Genomic DNA, 14,088 nt, shown 5'->3' on the forward strand with positions numbered 1-14,088 from the left:
AACCAGGCCCTGGGCCCGCGCGTGGTGCCCATCCTGGTGGACGAGGCCCGTACTTTCGGCATGGAAGGCCTGTTCCGCCAGATCGGCATCTACAACCCCGATGGCCAGAAATACACGCCGGTCGACAAAGACCAGGTGATGTACTACAAGGAAGACAAACAGGGCCAGATCCTGCAGGAAGGCATCAACGAAGCCGGCGGCATGAGCAGCTGGATCGCGGCCGCCACCTCGTACAGCACCAACAACCGCATCATGGTGCCGTTCTACGTGTACTACTCGATGTTCGGCTTCCAGCGCATCGGCGACCTGGCCTGGGCGGCCGGTGACATGCAGGCGCGCGGCTTCCTGCTGGGCGGCACCTCGGGCCGCACCACGCTCAACGGCGAAGGCCTGCAGCACGAAGACGGCCACAGCCACATCCTGGCCGGCACCATCCCCAACTGCATCAGCTACGACCCGACCTTCGCGCACGAAGTCGGCGTCATCCTGCACCACGGCCTCAAGCGCATGGTCGAGAAGCAGGACAACGTCTACTTCTACCTCACGCTGCTCAATGAGAACTACGCCATGCCCGGCCTCAAGCCCGGCACCGAAGAGCAGATCATCAAAGGCATGTACCTGTGCAAGGAAGGCGCCAAGCTCACGCCGCGCGTGCAACTGCTGGGTTCCGGCACCATCCTGCGCGAGTCCATCGCCGCGCAGGAGCTGCTCGAAAAAGAATGGGGCGTCGCCGCCAACGTCTGGAGCTGCCCGAGCTTCAACGAACTGGCCCGCGACGGCCAGACCGCCGAACGCTGGAGCCTGCTGCACCCGGCCGAAAAAGCCAAGGTGCCGTTTGTGGCCGAGCAGCTTGAAAAGCACACCGGCCCCGTCATCGCCTCGACCGACTACATGAAGGCCTACGCCGAGCAGATCCGCTCCTTCATCCCCAAGGGCCGCACCTTCAAGGTGCTGGGCACCGACGGTTTCGGCCGCAGCGACTTCCGCAGCAAGCTGCGCGAGCACTTCGAGATCAACCGCCACTACATCGTCGTGGCGGCCTTGAAGGCGCTCAGCGAAGAGGGCACGGTGCCCGTCGCCAAGGTGAGCGAAGCCATCAAGAAGTACGGCATCAATGTCGACAAAATCAATCCGCTTTACGCTTGAGTTAAAACCCTGACGTAGACGCCTGAACGCCTGAAGCAAACGGAGACAAGATATGGCAGTGGTAGACATTCAAGTTCCTGATATCGGGGATTTCGACGAAGTGACGGTGATCGAATTGCTGGTCAAGCCCGGCGACACTGTCAAGGCAGAGCAGTCGCTGATCACCGTGGAGTCCGACAAGGCCTCCATGGAAATCCCTTCGAGCCACGCCGGCGTGGTCAAGGAACTGCGGGTCAAGCTCGACGACAAGGTCAAGCAGGGCTCGGTCGTGCTGACGCTGGAAGTCGCGGGGGCCGAAGCCGCTGCACCAGCACCAGCAGCGGCGGCAAAACCCGCCGCTGCGCCTGCGGCTCCGGCGGCCAGCGCCCCGGCACCCGCACCTGCCGCCGCACCTTCCGCCTCCGGCCCGGTCGAAGTCCGCGTGCCCGACATCGGCGACTTCAAGGACGTGTCCGTCATTGAGATCCTGGTCAAGCCCGGCGACACCATCAAGGCCGAGCAGTCGCTGATCACCGTCGAATCCGACAAGGCCTCGATGGAAATCCCGTCGTCCGCCGCCGGCGTGCTCAAAGATCTCAAGGTCAAGATGGGCGACGTCGTCAACATCGGCGACCTGCTGGCCGTGCTGGAAGGCTCTGTTGCCGCCAGCGCAGCACCCGCCGCCGCACCGGCACCCGCAGCCCCTGCAGCCGCTTCGGCGCCTGCCACGGCGTCCGCGCCAGCGCCTGCCGCCGTATCCGCCGCCAGCCAGCCCGCCCACGACCCCACCACTGCCCCGCAGGGCAGCCTGCCGCACGCATCCCCCTCGGTGCGCAAGTTCGCGCGCGAACTCGGCGTGCCGCTGGCCGAAGTCAAGGGCTCAGGCCCCAAGGGCCGCATCACGCAGGACGACGTGCAGGCCTTCACCAAGTCGGTGATGGACGGCAGCGTCCGCACCCAGGCGCAGGCCGCCAAGGCGCCCGCGTCTTCGGGCGGCGGGGCGGGGCTGGACCTGTTGCCATGGCCCAAGGTCGACTTCACCAAGTTCGGCCCGGTCGAGCGCAAGGACATGTCGCGCATCAAGAAGATCAGTGGCGCCAACCTGCACCGCAACTGGGTGATGATCCCGCACGTCTGCAACCACGACGATGCCGACATCACCGAACTCGAAGCCTTCCGCGTGCTCATGAACAAGGAAAACGAGAAAGCCGGCATCAAGATCACCATGCTGGCCTTCCTGATCAAGGCCTCGGTCGCCGCGCTCAAGAAATTCCCCGAATTCAACGCCTCGCTCGACGGCGACCAGCTGGTGCTCAAGCAGTACTACAACGTCGCCTTCGCCGCCGACACCCCCAACGGCCTGGTCGTCCCCGTCATCAAGAACGCCGACCAGAAGGGCATCGTGCAGATCTCGCAAGAGATGGGCGAGCTCGCCAAGAAGGCGCGCGACGGCAAGCTGAGCCCGGCCGACATGTCCGGCGCCTGCTTCACGATCTCGTCGCTTGGCGGCATTGGCGGGCGCTACTTCACGCCCATCATCAACGCGCCCGAAGTCGCCATCCTGGGCGTCTGCAAGAGCTCGACGGAGCCGGTCTGGGACGGCAAGGCCTTCCAGCCGCGCCTGATGCTGCCGCTGTCGCTGAGCTGGGACCACCGCGTGATCGACGGCGCCGCCGCCGCGCGCTTCAACGCCTACCTGGGCCAGATCCTCGCCGACTTCCGCCGCGTCCTGCTGTAAACAGGGGCGGAAGCATGACAACACTTGTAGTCGTCAAAAAGGCGGGGCAGGTCGCTATCGCCGCCGACACGCTGGTCACCTTCGGCGACACCAGCCTGGGCCAGCGTTTCGAGGCCAACAGCAAGATCTTCAAGGTCGACACGCCCGCCGGCCTGAGCTACGTCGGCATGGCCGGCACGGTGGCGCATTTTCCGGTGCTGCGCAAGGCCATGGCGGCCCTGCCCAAAGACCAGCTCAAGCTGGGTTCTCGCGACGAGGTGTTCGACACCTTCGTCAAGCTGCACCCGTTGCTCAAGGAGACGTTCTTCCTGCAGACCAAGGAGGACGACAACGACCCCTATGAATCCAGCCAGTTCACCGTCGTCATTGCCAACGCCAGCGGCATCTACGGCCTCTACAGCTACCGCGAAGTCTTCGAGTTCAAGGAATTCTGGGGCATAGGCTCGGGCCGCAGCTTTGCGCTGGGCGCCATGCACGCCGCCTGGGACAAGGCCAAGACCGCGCGCGAAGTCGCCGTGGCCGGCCTCAACGCGGGCTGCGAGTTCGACAAGAACTCGGCAGGCCCCGTCGACATATTCACCCTTAAATTGAAAGCCTCCAAATGAGCGCATCCAGCCTGCTAGACATCAAGGTGCCGGACATTGGCGATTTTGACGAAGTGTCCGTGATTGAAGTGCTGGTCAAGCCCGGCGACACCATCAAGGCCGAACAAAGCCTGATCACCGTCGAATCCGACAAGGCCTCGATGGAAATCCCGTCCTCCGCCGCCGGCGTGGTCAAGGAAGTCAAGGTCAAGCTCGGCGACAAGGTCAAGCAAGGTTCCGTGGTGCTGACGCTCGAAGCGTCCGCCGCCGCTGCTGCTGCGCCCGCGCCGGAGAAAAAGCAGGCCGCGGCCGCGGCCCCCGCACCCGCACCGGCCGCCAGCGCGCCTGTCGCACCCGCTCCGGCTGCCGCCACCTTCAGCGGCTCCGCCGATCTGGATTGCGACGTGCTGGTGCTCGGCGCCGGCCCCGGCGGCTATTCGGCCGCTTTCCGCGCCGCCGATCTGGGCCTGAAGGTCGTGCTGGTCGAGCGCTACGCCACCCTGGGCGGCGTCTGCCTCAACGTGGGCTGCATTCCTTCCAAGGCATTGCTGCACGTGGCCGCGGTCATGGATGAGGTCAAGCATTTCGACAGCCTGGGTGTGAGTTTTGGGGAACCCAAACTCGACATCAACAAGCTGCGCACGCACAAGGAAAAAGTCGTCGGCAAGCTCACCGGCGGGCTGACGGCCATGGCCAAGATGCGCAAGGTCACCGTGGTGCGCGGCGTGGGCCAGTTTGTGGGCGCCCATCACCTCCAGGTTGAGGAAACCGCAGGGGCCGAAGGCCAGGAAAAGACCGGCAAGAAGCAGACCATCGCCTTCAAGAACTGCATCATCGCGGCAGGCTCACAAGCCGTGCGCCTGCCTTTCATGCCAGTCGATCCGCGTGTGGTCGATTCCACCGGCGCGTTAGACCTCAAGGAAGTCCCCAAGCGCATGCTGATCCTGGGCGGCGGCATCATAGGCCTGGAAATGGGCACGGTGTACTCCACCCTGGGCGCGCGCCTCGACGTGGTCGAGATGATGGACGGCCTGATGCAGGGCGCCGACCGCGACCTCGTCAAGGTCTGGCAGAAGATGAACGCACCGCGTTTCGACAACATCATGCTCAAGACCAAAACCGTGGGCGCCAAGGCGACCAAGGCCGGGATTGAAGTCAGCTTCGAAGGCGAGGGCGCACCGGCGCCGCAGACCTACGACCTGGTGCTGCAGGCCGTGGGCCGCACGCCCAACGGCAAGAAGATCGCCGCCGACAAGGCCGGCATCAGCGTCAGCGACCGCGGCTTCATCCCCGTCGACATCCAGATGCGCACCAACGTGCCCCACATCTTCGCCATCGGCGACATCGTGGGCCAGCCCATGCTGGCGCACAAGGCCGTGCATGAAGCGCACGTGGCTGCAGAAGTCATCGCCGGCGAGCTGCAGGGCAACAAGGAACTCGCCAGCGCCGCCTTCAACGCGCGCGTGATCCCCAGCGTGGCCTACACCGACCCCGAAATCGCCTGGGTGGGCCTCACTGAGGACCAGGCCAAGGCACAGGGCATCAAGGTCAAAAAGGGCTTGTTCCCCTGGACGGCTTCCGGACGCGCCATCGCCAACGGCCGGGACGAAGGCTTCACCAAGCTGCTGTTTGACGACAGCCCTGAAGCGCACGGCCACGGCAAGATCCTGGGCGGCGGCATCGTCGGCACACACGCCGGCGACATGATCGGCGAGATCGCGCTGGCCATCGAGATGGGCGCCGACGCCGTCGACATCGGCAAGACCATACACCCGCATCCCACGCTGGGCGAAAGCATGGGCATGGCGGCGGAAGTGGCGCACGGCAGCTGCACGGATTTGCCGCCCGCGCGCAAGTAAGCCGGCGGCCTCAAGTCACTCTGGCACGCACGCGGGGCGCCTCCTCCAGGGGGCGCTCACGTGGCCATCTGTACGGCGTGCCGGAAAATATCGCCCGGCGTGGCCATCCAGACCTGGCCCCGGTCACGTGCGGCGGCAACATGCTGAAGCGCACGCCGCAAGTGGCGCAGGCGGTAAGGCTGGCCGACGATGTAGGGGTGCAGTGCAATGCCCATCACCAGCGGTGCTGAACTGCTGGCCTGCGATTGCTCCAGCATCTCGTCAAGCTGGTCGATGATCATCTGCGCAAAGTCTTTCCCGTCCATCTGCCGTGCAATGATCATCGGGATGTCATTGAGTTCCTGCGGGTAGGGCACGGCCCATAAAGCCTGCCCGCTGCGAGTGCGCATCGGCAGCGGCTGGTCGTCGTGACACCAGTTCAGGGTGTAGCCGTAGCCGCTTTCGGCGAGCAGGTCAGGCGTTTGCAGGCTTTCCGAAATCCACGGTGAAAGCCACCCGGCCGGTGCTTGGCCGCTTTCCAGTTGCATGCGCGTGCGGCACTGCACCAGCAGGCTACCTTCGTTCGCTTCAGTCATTGCCGCCTGGCGTTCAGCGTTGCTGTGGCCATGGCCGACCAGTTCGTCGCCGCGCGCCACGCAGGCGGCCACCAGCTCCGGGCAGTGGTCATACAGTGCGGTGTTGATCAGGGCCGCCGCAGGCAGGCCCAAGCTGTCAAACAGCTCGAGGCAGCGCCAGCTGCCAACGCGGTTTCCGTACTCGCGCCAGCTGTAGTTCAGGACATCCGGTTGCGGGCTGGCCGGGCCGATGGTGGCGCCCATACCCTCGCCGAAGGCAAAGTGCTCGATGTTGAAACCCAGGTAAACAGCCAGACCGGCGCCGTTGGGCCAGCGATAAGGTTTGCGCCGATTGATCGCCTGGTAATCAAAGCGATTGTGCGTTGGCAGAGCGCCGCTGTAGTTTGCCGCCATCAGCTGATCAAAGCACGGCCAGGCCGGCGCGCACCAGCAACCACTCGGCGCTGTCGTTCCACACATCCATGTGTGTGATCAGCCCGCTTTTGACGACATAGCGGTCCACATAGCGGTTGCCTTCAAAAGACGTCCCGTCAGGCCATTCTCCGTACAGGGTTCCCAGGCTGTAGACCACTGCTTCATCGGGCGCGGCGCCGTTGGAGCCGGCGGCAACCGTTTCGGTGCGCTCAATCCTTTTTTTCACCCATTTGTAGCGCGATGCATTGAATTTGGTGCACTCGGTGGGGGCGCTCATGGCCCGGCCGCCGGTGAAAAGAATCTTCATGCCGGGTGCCGTGAACCGGCTGGCGGCCACCGGGTCAGGAAGCATGATGAGCCGAAGGAACTCATTGACCACTTCGGCAGCGCTTGCCGTGCCGCTGAAAAAGGCCTTGGTGCTGTTCAATCAGGGGGCTCCTGCGGCTGTCGTTGCCGGAAAAATCATGTGGCTGCATTGGCAACCATCAACAGGGTTGAAAGCGGGAAACGGCTGAGGACGTCTGGCGATCTGCAACTTGTGTGCCAATTCGACTTTTCATGCATACGCGCTTTGTGGATGGGTTTTCACTGCGCCCTGGCGCCGGGAACCAGAAGGCGCTTCCCTCTCCCAGCCTGCGGTGGCGCGACGGCATAAGCCTCGCGGGGGAGAGGCGCCGCAAACGCCCACGCGTTTATCTGGTCAGCGTCGGCGCGAGGCCGCCGCATGCCGTGGCAAGCCGGCACTGACCCCAACAGCGCGGGTCTGGTGGTAAGGTAGAAAAGTGCAGCAGCCCCTTGATGGGCCTGGTCAATAAGCGATGTAATTGATAGCGCCCGCAGAGTAGCGCTCAAGTCAGGGCCGCACGCCAGGCGACTCCATCGCCATGCCCTTGGCGCGAGCATTCAGGTACAGCTCCAGCTCCACCAGTTCCTGCGCGCCATAGGCAAAGGGCTGGGCGCGCACGCCGCTCATGCAGCCGCGCAGGCGGCGCTGCAGCGAGCCCAGTGCCTGCCATTCAAGCCGGTACACCGGGTAGCCCGTGGGGTGGGCCTCGGGGATTACGCTGCCGGCCAGGCGCCCGCCGGCCAGGCCGTCGTGGCATTGCGCGCAGGACAGGTTCAGCTGGCCTATGCGCTGCGCGAACAGCTGCTGCCCGCGCTGGCGGAAGGGCTCCAGCCTGGCGTCGTTGGGCGGCGCCAGCGGCAAGCCGCGCGACTGCAACGCGACATAGCTTTCCAGGCTCAGCAGTTCGGGGCTTTCGGCGCGCAGCGGTGCGGCCTGCTGGTGCTGCTGGCGGCACTGGTTGATGCGCTGGCTCAGGGTGATGGGGCGACCCAGCGGGGTGTCAAACGCCGGATAACGCGCCGCCACGCCGCGCATGCTGCTCTGGGCCGCTGCATGGCAGCTGATGCAGGCCTTGCCGCTAGCGCCCGCCGGCTGCTTCCACAGCGCCTCGCCGTCCTTGACCCACAGCATGCCGGGATTGAGCGCATCGTCTTTCTGCATGGCCTGGGTGGACGCACCCATGTCCTCGAAGCCCGAGCGGCGTGCGTCCTTGCCCTGCACGGTCTGCGCGCCCGCGTGGCTCACCAGCAGGCCTACCAAGAGGCCTGGTAACAGGCCTTGCAAGAAATGCCTCATGGCGAGACGGTCAGGCTGATGCTTTCCGTCTGCGTGAACCCGTTGTCGCCTTCCCAGCTGAGCACCAGCGTGCCGCTGTCGGTGGCCACGGTGTGAAAGGCGATGTAGGGGTTGGCCGAGACGGCTGAAAACAGCTCGCCGCTGAAGACCAGCTCGCCGTTGTAGCGGCAGCTGAAATTCTGGATGATGTTGCGCGGCAAAACCTTGCCGTCCTCGCCGGCGCGAAAACCGGTTTCCATGGGGTGGCCTATGGTGGCGCGGATTTCTATGACCTCGCCGCGCCTGGCGCTGGTGGGCGCGTTGATCAGGGTGCGGGCCATCAGGGTTCACCTTCAATACAGGCGGCGAGCGTGACGATCACATTCACCGWGTGCGACCAGTAGCTGCCGTCGCTCATCTGCGCCACCGCCACCAGTTGCTGCGAAGTTGCCAGCCGTATGCGCGTGGTCACGGCGGCCTTGCCGGCGCGCGGCCCCAGCGTGAAGCGGGCGACGTCGCGCTGGGGATTTTTCTCGTTGAAGAGGGCAATGCTTTTCACGTGCTCGGCGGCCGTCATGGGGCTGTCCGCCGTGACGGTGATGGGCACCACATTGCCGTTGTCCACCAGCTCGGCCACGTCGAGCTTGACCTTGCCCGCGCGGACGGGCTCATTTTTTGTATAGGCCGCCACGGCCACCGCCAGGTCGCCCGCGGCGGCGGAGGCCGGCTGCAGCACCACGCTAGCAAGCACACCGGCGGCGCTTGCCAGGACATGGCGCCGGCGGGGCAGGGCGGGTTTGTGTGGGGGCAGCGTCATCTTTTCCTCTTAGTTGCGTAACGTACGCAAGTAGGCCACCACGTCCTCGATCTGCTGGGCATCCAGGATGGGCTTGCCTTGCCAGGCCGCACCCACGCGCGCCAGGCCTTCACTGCGGTAATAGGCGGGCATGAGGCTGGCCGGGTTCAGGCGCTGCGCGTCGGCGATGCGCAGGCGCAGCTGGCCTTCGTTCCAGCGCGTGCCCGCACCCGCCAGGTCGGGCGCCAGGTTGCCCTGGAAGCGCTCTTCGGGAACCGGCCCGGTGTGGCACAGCAGGCACAGGCCCAACTGGCGGTTGGCGACGATGGCGCGGCCGCGCGCCGGGTCGCCGGGCGTGGCCGTCAGCGCCTGCGGGATGGCATCGCCGACGACCTGCAGCGGCGGCACTGCCGCCACCGCTTGTTGCGCGAAGCTGGTCCAGGGCGCCATCATCATCATCCCGCCGGCGACGGCCCCTTGCCAGTTCATGCCTTCTTGAGGTCGTGGTTCTTCAGCGGCAGGTCGCGTATGCGTTTGCCCGTCGCGGCGAACACGGCATTCAGGACGGCCGGCGCGGCGACCGCGATCGTCGGTTCACCGACGCCGCCCCAGAAGCCGCCCGAAGCCACGATGAGGGTCTCCACCGCCGGCATGTGCTGCATCTGCACGACGGGGTAGGTGCTGAAGTTGTCCTGCTCCATGCGCCCGTCTTTCTGCGTGCATTCGCCGAACAGGGCCGCCGACAGGCCATAGGCGAAAGAGCCTTCGACTTGCGCCTCGATCTGCTGCGGGTTGACGGCATAGCCCGGGTCGGTGGCCGCCACGATGCGGTGCACCTTGAGCACACCGTCCGGGCTCACCGACACCTCGGCGCAGGCCGCCACATAGCTGCCGAAGCCCATGGTCTGGGCCAGGCCGCGGAAGACCTTCTGGCCGCCCACGTCGGGCGGCGGCACGTTCCACTTGACGCGCTCGGCCACGGCGTTGAGGACGGCCAGGTGCTTGGGATGGCTGCCCATGAGTTTGCGCCGCAGGGCCAGTGGGTCCTGCTTGGTGGCAAACGCGATCTCGTCGATGAAGGACTCGAGGTAGATGGTGTTCTGGTTCAGGTTCACACCGCGCCAGAAGCCGGGCGGCACGCTGGGGTTGCGCATCGCATGGTCTATCAGCAGGTTGGGGAAGCTGTAGCCTATGGAGGCTTCAGGCCCCGGCGCATTCAGGCCCTGGAACTGCACCGGGTCCAGCCCGTTGCGGATGTTTTGCGGAAACACGCCGGCCAGGATGGACTGGCCCGAGATGCGCATGTGCAGGGCCGTGACATTGCCCTGCGCGTCCAGCCCGGCCTGCAGCTTGCACTGCGTGACCGGGTGGTAGCGGCCGTGCAGCATGTCTTCCTCGCGCGACCACAGCAGCTTGACCGGCACGCCCGGCATCTGTTTGGCGATGTCGACGGCCTGGCGCACCCAGTCGTGCACCGCGCCGCGCCGCCCGAAGCCGCCGCCCAGGTGGATCTTGTAGACCTCGCATTTGCCGACCGGCAGTCCCGCCGCTTCGGAGGCGGCGGCCAGCGCCGCCTCGCCGTTCTGCGTGGGCGTCCAGACCTCGCAGCGCTCGGGCGTCCAGCGCGCCGTCGCGTTCATGGGCTCCATGGTCGCGTGGTTCTGGTGCGGGTAGGAGTACACCGCCTCGATGCGCCTGGCCGCCGACGCCAGCGCGGCCTTGGCGTCGCCGTTCTGGTTGCCGACGACGGCGTCGTTCGCGTCCAGCCCGGCCTTGAGCATCTGCGCCACACTGGCGCTGGAGTTGGCGGCATTGGGGCCGTTGTCCCATTCGATGGGCAGCGCGTCCAGCGCGGTCTTGGCGCGCCACCAGGTGTCGGCGACGACGGCCACCGCGCTGTCCCCGACGGCCAGCACCTTCTTCACGCCCGGGCGCTTTTCGATGGCGGCGGCGTTGAAGCTCTTGACCTTGCCGCCGAACACCGGGCAGTCCTTGATGGCCGCATTGAGCATGCCGGGCAGCTTGAGGTCGGCACCGTAGACCTGCTTGCCCGTGACCTTGTCCGTGGTGTCCAGGCGCGCCAGGCGCTTGCCCACGAGCTTCCAGTCTTTCGGATCCTTGAGCTTGGGCTCGGCGGGCGGCGCCACCTTGGCCGCCGCAACCGCCACCTTTCCGTAGGTGGTCTTTCGGCCCGATGGCGTGTGGGTGATCACGCTGCTGGCCGCCGTGCATTCAGCCACAGGTACCTTCCATTCGTCAGCCGCTGCCTGCACCAGCATCATGCGGGCGGTGGCGCCGCCCTTGCGCACGTAGTCGTGCGACTCGCGGATGCCGCGGCTGCCGCCGGTGGAGAAATTGCCCCAGGCGCGGTTGCGCGCGAGGTTCTGCCCCGGTGTCGGGTATTCGGTGGTGACTTTCGCCCAGTTGCATTCCAGCTCTTCGGCCACGAGCTGTGCCAGGCCGGTCAGGCTGCCCTGGCCCATTTCAGAGCGGGCGATGCGGATGATGACCGTGTCGTCGGGGCGCACCACGACCCAGGCGTTGATCTCCGGCGAGTCGGCGCCTTGCGCCGCGGCCGTGCCGGCGAACGGAATGTGGAACCCGACGACAAGACCAGCCGATGCGCCCGAGGCCAGGAAGCGGCGGCGCGACAGGCGGGGCGATGCGGAAGCGGATGAGGAGGGCAGGGTGGTGGCGCTCATGTTGTGCTCCCGTCGGTGTGCTGGATGGCGAGTGCCGCGCTTTTGGTGCTGCCGCCCGCGGCAACGACCTTGATGGCGGCACGGATGCGGTTGTAGGTGCCGCAGCGGCAGATGTTGGTCATCGCCTCGTTGATGTCGGCATCCGTCGGGTTCGGCTTGGCCTTGAGCAGCGCCGCGGCCGTCATCACCATGCCGCACTGGCAGTAGCCGCATTGCGGAACGTCCAGCGCCACCCAGGCCTTCTGCACCGGGTGCGAGCCGTCGGGCGACAGGCCTTCGATGGTCACGATTTTTTCGGTGGCGCTCACCGTGGAGACGGGCCGCACGCAGCTTCGTGTAGGCACGCCGTCGATGTGCACGGTGCAGGCACCGCAGGCTGCGATACCGCAGCCGTATTTTGTGCCGGTGAGCCCGAGCTGCTCGCGGAGGACCCACAGCAGCGGTGTGTCGTCCTCCACTTCAAACTCACGCACGGTACCGTTGACGTTCAGCTTTGCCATGGATGCGCTCCTCAATATTTGAAGGAAGGATGGGCCGGAAGACTGGGGCGATAGTAGCGCTGGTGCAAGTCAGATGCACCCGGGACTTCTATACCTGAGTAATGTGCTGACTTGCGATGAAGAAGAAAGTTCGGCCGGGTAAACCCTTGTGATGGCCGACCTTTTGCCTCAGCRAATTTCCGCCAGTGGCAAGCCGATGAAGTCGGCATAGCGCTGGGCCGCGAGCCGCAGCGCGCCGGCGCTGCCGCGCGGCAGCGGCGCGAAGGGTGTGGTGCTGATGTGGAGTGCGCCTTTTTTCGCCTCTGCTTGCCACGTGCCGGCGACACGGCCATCGAGCAGCAACGCCGGGCGGAACAGGCCGTTGCTTGTCATGAGCTTGCCGGCATGCGCGGGGTCGATGATGGCCTTGCGGTCCGTGTAGCCCAGCACGTATTCGTCAAAGCCCGCCAGCAAGTGCAGCGCCGGCTTCCCGGCCGGCTGCGCAGGTCCTGACGCGCGCTTGGACCACCACACGGTGCTGCCCTCAAACAGTGCATGCGTGAGACCGGGCGCGGCCATCTCCAGCGCGGCCCTGGCTTCTCCGGCCGCCAGTCCCGACCAGCCTGTGAAATCGGCCGGCGTGGCGGGGCCGTGGCTGGCGAAGTAGCGCTGCGCTAGTTTCCGGAGGCCGTCCTCGCGAGGCAGTTCAGGCTCCGGCGGCAGCCATTCATCGAGCAGCGTGTAGCGTGCCTGCCTGCCCTGCGGATCGCCCAGGCAGATCAGCCCGGTCTGTGCCGCGCGGTAGAGGATGCGTCCGCCGCGATGACCTTCGGTGTCGATGCGGCGCCGCGCGAGTGCGGCAAAAAGTTCTACGCGCGTGAGTTGCCGGTCGCCCTCCAGGCACTCGCGCAGGGCTGGAAGGATTTTGCGGAAGGCGGCTTCATCGAGATTCACTTCGCGGTAGGCCGCCGCGGTGCGGGTCAGCAAGGCCGGCGCGGCCAGGGCCAGCATCCAGCGCAGGTCGGCCGCCGCCGCCAGGTGCAGTGTGCCGCGCAAGACCCAGCTGCGCACCACCTTGCGCTGTGCCAGCGCTTGCTCGACGGCCGCGTCGCTGATGGCCGCCCCAGCCGCGAAGCGTGAACCGACGGCCCAGCGCGCATGGGCGTATTCCTGTGCCTGCACGGCGCCCAGCCATTGCACGGCTTGCGCTACCCGCTTGAAAGGGGCTGGCTTCGCAGACAGGGCCGGCGCCAGACGGTGGCTGGCCAGCCGCAGCGCGATCAGTTCCTGCCGGGAGATCTCCGCCATGTTCAGGCGATGCTTTCCATCATCGCCAGCATGCGGCCCTGCCATGCCGCCGGCGAAAAACGTTCGCGCAGCAGTGCCTGCGAGGCGCGCACCATGGCCTCGCGCCGCGGCACGTCGGCCAGCAGCTCCGCGCAGGCCCGCGGCAGGTCTTGCAGTTCAGCCATGGCCATGTGCACGCCGGGCTTGATGCCGAAATCTTCCCAGCCTTCAAAGCTGTCGGACACCACGGCCGTGCCGGCCGCCCAGGCCTCGAAGGTGCGGAACTGGTCGAAGTAGCGCAGTTCGGAATCGGCGTGCACATTGAGGTTGATGCGTGCGCCGGCGCGGCAGGCATCGCGCGCCGCGCCCCAGAGGCCGCTCCAGATGAACTCGGCCTGCACCGGGAGGCTTGTGCCGCTCGCGAGGAACAGGCGCTCGGCCTCGCGTCGCCGCGGTGTGTCGCCGCCCAGCATGACGACGTCCCGGCTTCTTGACGTTTCGGGGAGCGGCTCACGCACGTGCTTGTCCGCCACCAGGTAGGGCAGGTGGAAGGTTGTGAGCGCCGGGAAATGCTGCGCGAGGTAGCGCGCGATGGAGGCGTCCATGGCCATCACGGCATGCAGGCCGGGCGCGATGGCATCGAACAGCCCGGCCTTGTAACTGTGCACCGTGGCCGATGCGTCTCGCGTCAGCGGGTCGAACATCCAGAGCACGTGCTTGCCGTGCCGCGGCAGGCCTTGCCTGGCAAAGCGCGGAAGGGCGTAGATGCCGGCGATCAGCAGGTTGATGTCGCTGGGGCCGGCGTCGGGCAGCGGCGCCTCGGTGCTGTTGCCCATGTCGACGAACTCGGCCTCGTGCCCGGCCTGCAGCAGCACGTCCATCCACAGGCGCGCGGCGCGGCCGAACAG

The 14,088-nt window shown here is 66.2% G+C and carries 14 protein-coding genes; 4 read left to right on the forward strand and 10 right to left on the reverse strand.

Annotation, left to right across the window (positions count from 1 at the left end):
• The 4 genes from AC1D0P_RS11675 to lpdA all read left to right on the forward strand — a co-directional run.
• The coding region (locus AC1D0P_RS11675) for a transketolase-like TK C-terminal-containing protein (protein ID WP_477676890.1) at positions 1-1,146 on the forward strand (1,146 nt) is incomplete at its 5' end.
• Positions 1,147-1,198: 52 nt separating this feature from the next.
• On the forward strand, positions 1,199-2,863 hold the full coding sequence (gene aceF / locus AC1D0P_RS11680; protein ID WP_477676891.1) for a dihydrolipoyllysine-residue acetyltransferase: 1,665 nt from the start codon (positions 1,199-1,201) through the stop codon (positions 2,861-2,863).
• 14 nt (positions 2,864-2,877) lie between these two features.
• Positions 2,878-3,468, forward strand: coding sequence for an MFS transporter (locus AC1D0P_RS11685; protein ID WP_477676892.1), 591 nt, complete (start codon positions 2,878-2,880; stop codon positions 3,466-3,468).
• A complete protein-coding gene (gene lpdA, locus AC1D0P_RS11690) occupies positions 3,465-5,306 on the forward strand; it encodes a dihydrolipoyl dehydrogenase (protein WP_477676893.1) in 1,842 nt (613 codons plus the stop codon). The genes AC1D0P_RS11685 and lpdA overlap by 4 nt, the downstream gene beginning before the upstream one ends.
• Positions 5,307-5,362: 56 nt before the next feature.
• Here lpdA and AC1D0P_RS11695 read toward each other — a convergent pair whose 3' ends face one another.
• The 10 genes from AC1D0P_RS11695 to AC1D0P_RS11740 all read right to left on the reverse strand — a co-directional run.
• Entirely contained in the window at positions 5,363-6,274 is a 912-nt protein-coding gene (locus tag AC1D0P_RS11695) for a polysaccharide deacetylase family protein (protein WP_477676894.1), read from the reverse strand.
• A gap of 7 nt (positions 6,275-6,281) precedes the next feature.
• A complete protein-coding gene (locus AC1D0P_RS11700; protein WP_477676903.1) occupies positions 6,282-6,647 on the reverse strand; it encodes a nuclear transport factor 2 family protein in 366 nt (121 codons plus the stop codon).
• A gap of 501 nt (positions 6,648-7,148) precedes the next feature.
• Positions 7,149-7,937 carry a sulfur oxidation c-type cytochrome SoxA gene (gene soxA / locus AC1D0P_RS11705; RefSeq protein WP_477676895.1) on the reverse strand — a complete coding sequence of 263 codons (789 nt, stop codon included), beginning with the start codon at positions 7,935-7,937 and terminating at the stop codon, positions 7,149-7,151.
• Positions 7,934-8,257: a thiosulfate oxidation carrier complex protein SoxZ gene (soxZ, locus tag AC1D0P_RS11710; RefSeq protein WP_477676896.1), complete on the reverse strand. Its 324-nt coding sequence runs from the start codon at positions 8,255-8,257 to the stop codon at positions 7,934-7,936. The genes soxA and soxZ overlap by 4 nt, the downstream gene beginning before the upstream one ends.
• Positions 8,257-8,733, reverse strand: a complete 477-nt coding sequence (locus AC1D0P_RS11715; RefSeq protein ID WP_477676897.1) for a SoxY-related AACIE arm protein — start codon at positions 8,731-8,733, stop codon at positions 8,257-8,259. The genes soxZ and AC1D0P_RS11715 overlap by 1 nt, the downstream gene beginning before the upstream one ends.
• Positions 8,734-8,742: 9 nt before the next feature.
• Positions 8,743-9,201 carry a sulfur oxidation c-type cytochrome SoxX gene (gene soxX / locus AC1D0P_RS11720; RefSeq protein WP_477676898.1) on the reverse strand — a complete coding sequence of 153 codons (459 nt, stop codon included), beginning with the start codon at positions 9,199-9,201 and terminating at the stop codon, positions 8,743-8,745.
• Positions 9,198-11,414: a xanthine dehydrogenase family protein molybdopterin-binding subunit gene (locus tag AC1D0P_RS11725; RefSeq protein ID WP_477676899.1), complete on the reverse strand. Its 2,217-nt coding sequence runs from the start codon at positions 11,412-11,414 to the stop codon at positions 9,198-9,200. Before AC1D0P_RS11725 ends, soxX begins: the two co-directional genes overlap by 4 nt.
• A complete protein-coding gene (locus AC1D0P_RS11730) occupies positions 11,411-11,914 on the reverse strand; it encodes a (2Fe-2S)-binding protein (protein ID WP_477676900.1) in 504 nt (167 codons plus the stop codon). Before AC1D0P_RS11730 ends, AC1D0P_RS11725 begins: the two co-directional genes overlap by 4 nt.
• 168 nt (positions 11,915-12,082) lie before the next feature.
• Positions 12,083-13,201, reverse strand: coding sequence for a winged helix DNA-binding domain-containing protein (locus tag AC1D0P_RS11735; protein ID WP_477676901.1), 1,119 nt, complete (start codon positions 13,199-13,201; stop codon positions 12,083-12,085).
• A gap of 2 nt (positions 13,202-13,203) precedes the next feature.
• Positions 13,204-14,088, reverse strand: an 885-nt coding sequence (locus AC1D0P_RS11740) for a glycosyltransferase family protein (RefSeq protein WP_477676902.1), incomplete at its 5' end; no start/stop codon positions are given.

The sequence above is a fragment of the Polaromonas sp. P1_G2 genome (genome assembly GCF_056405515.1).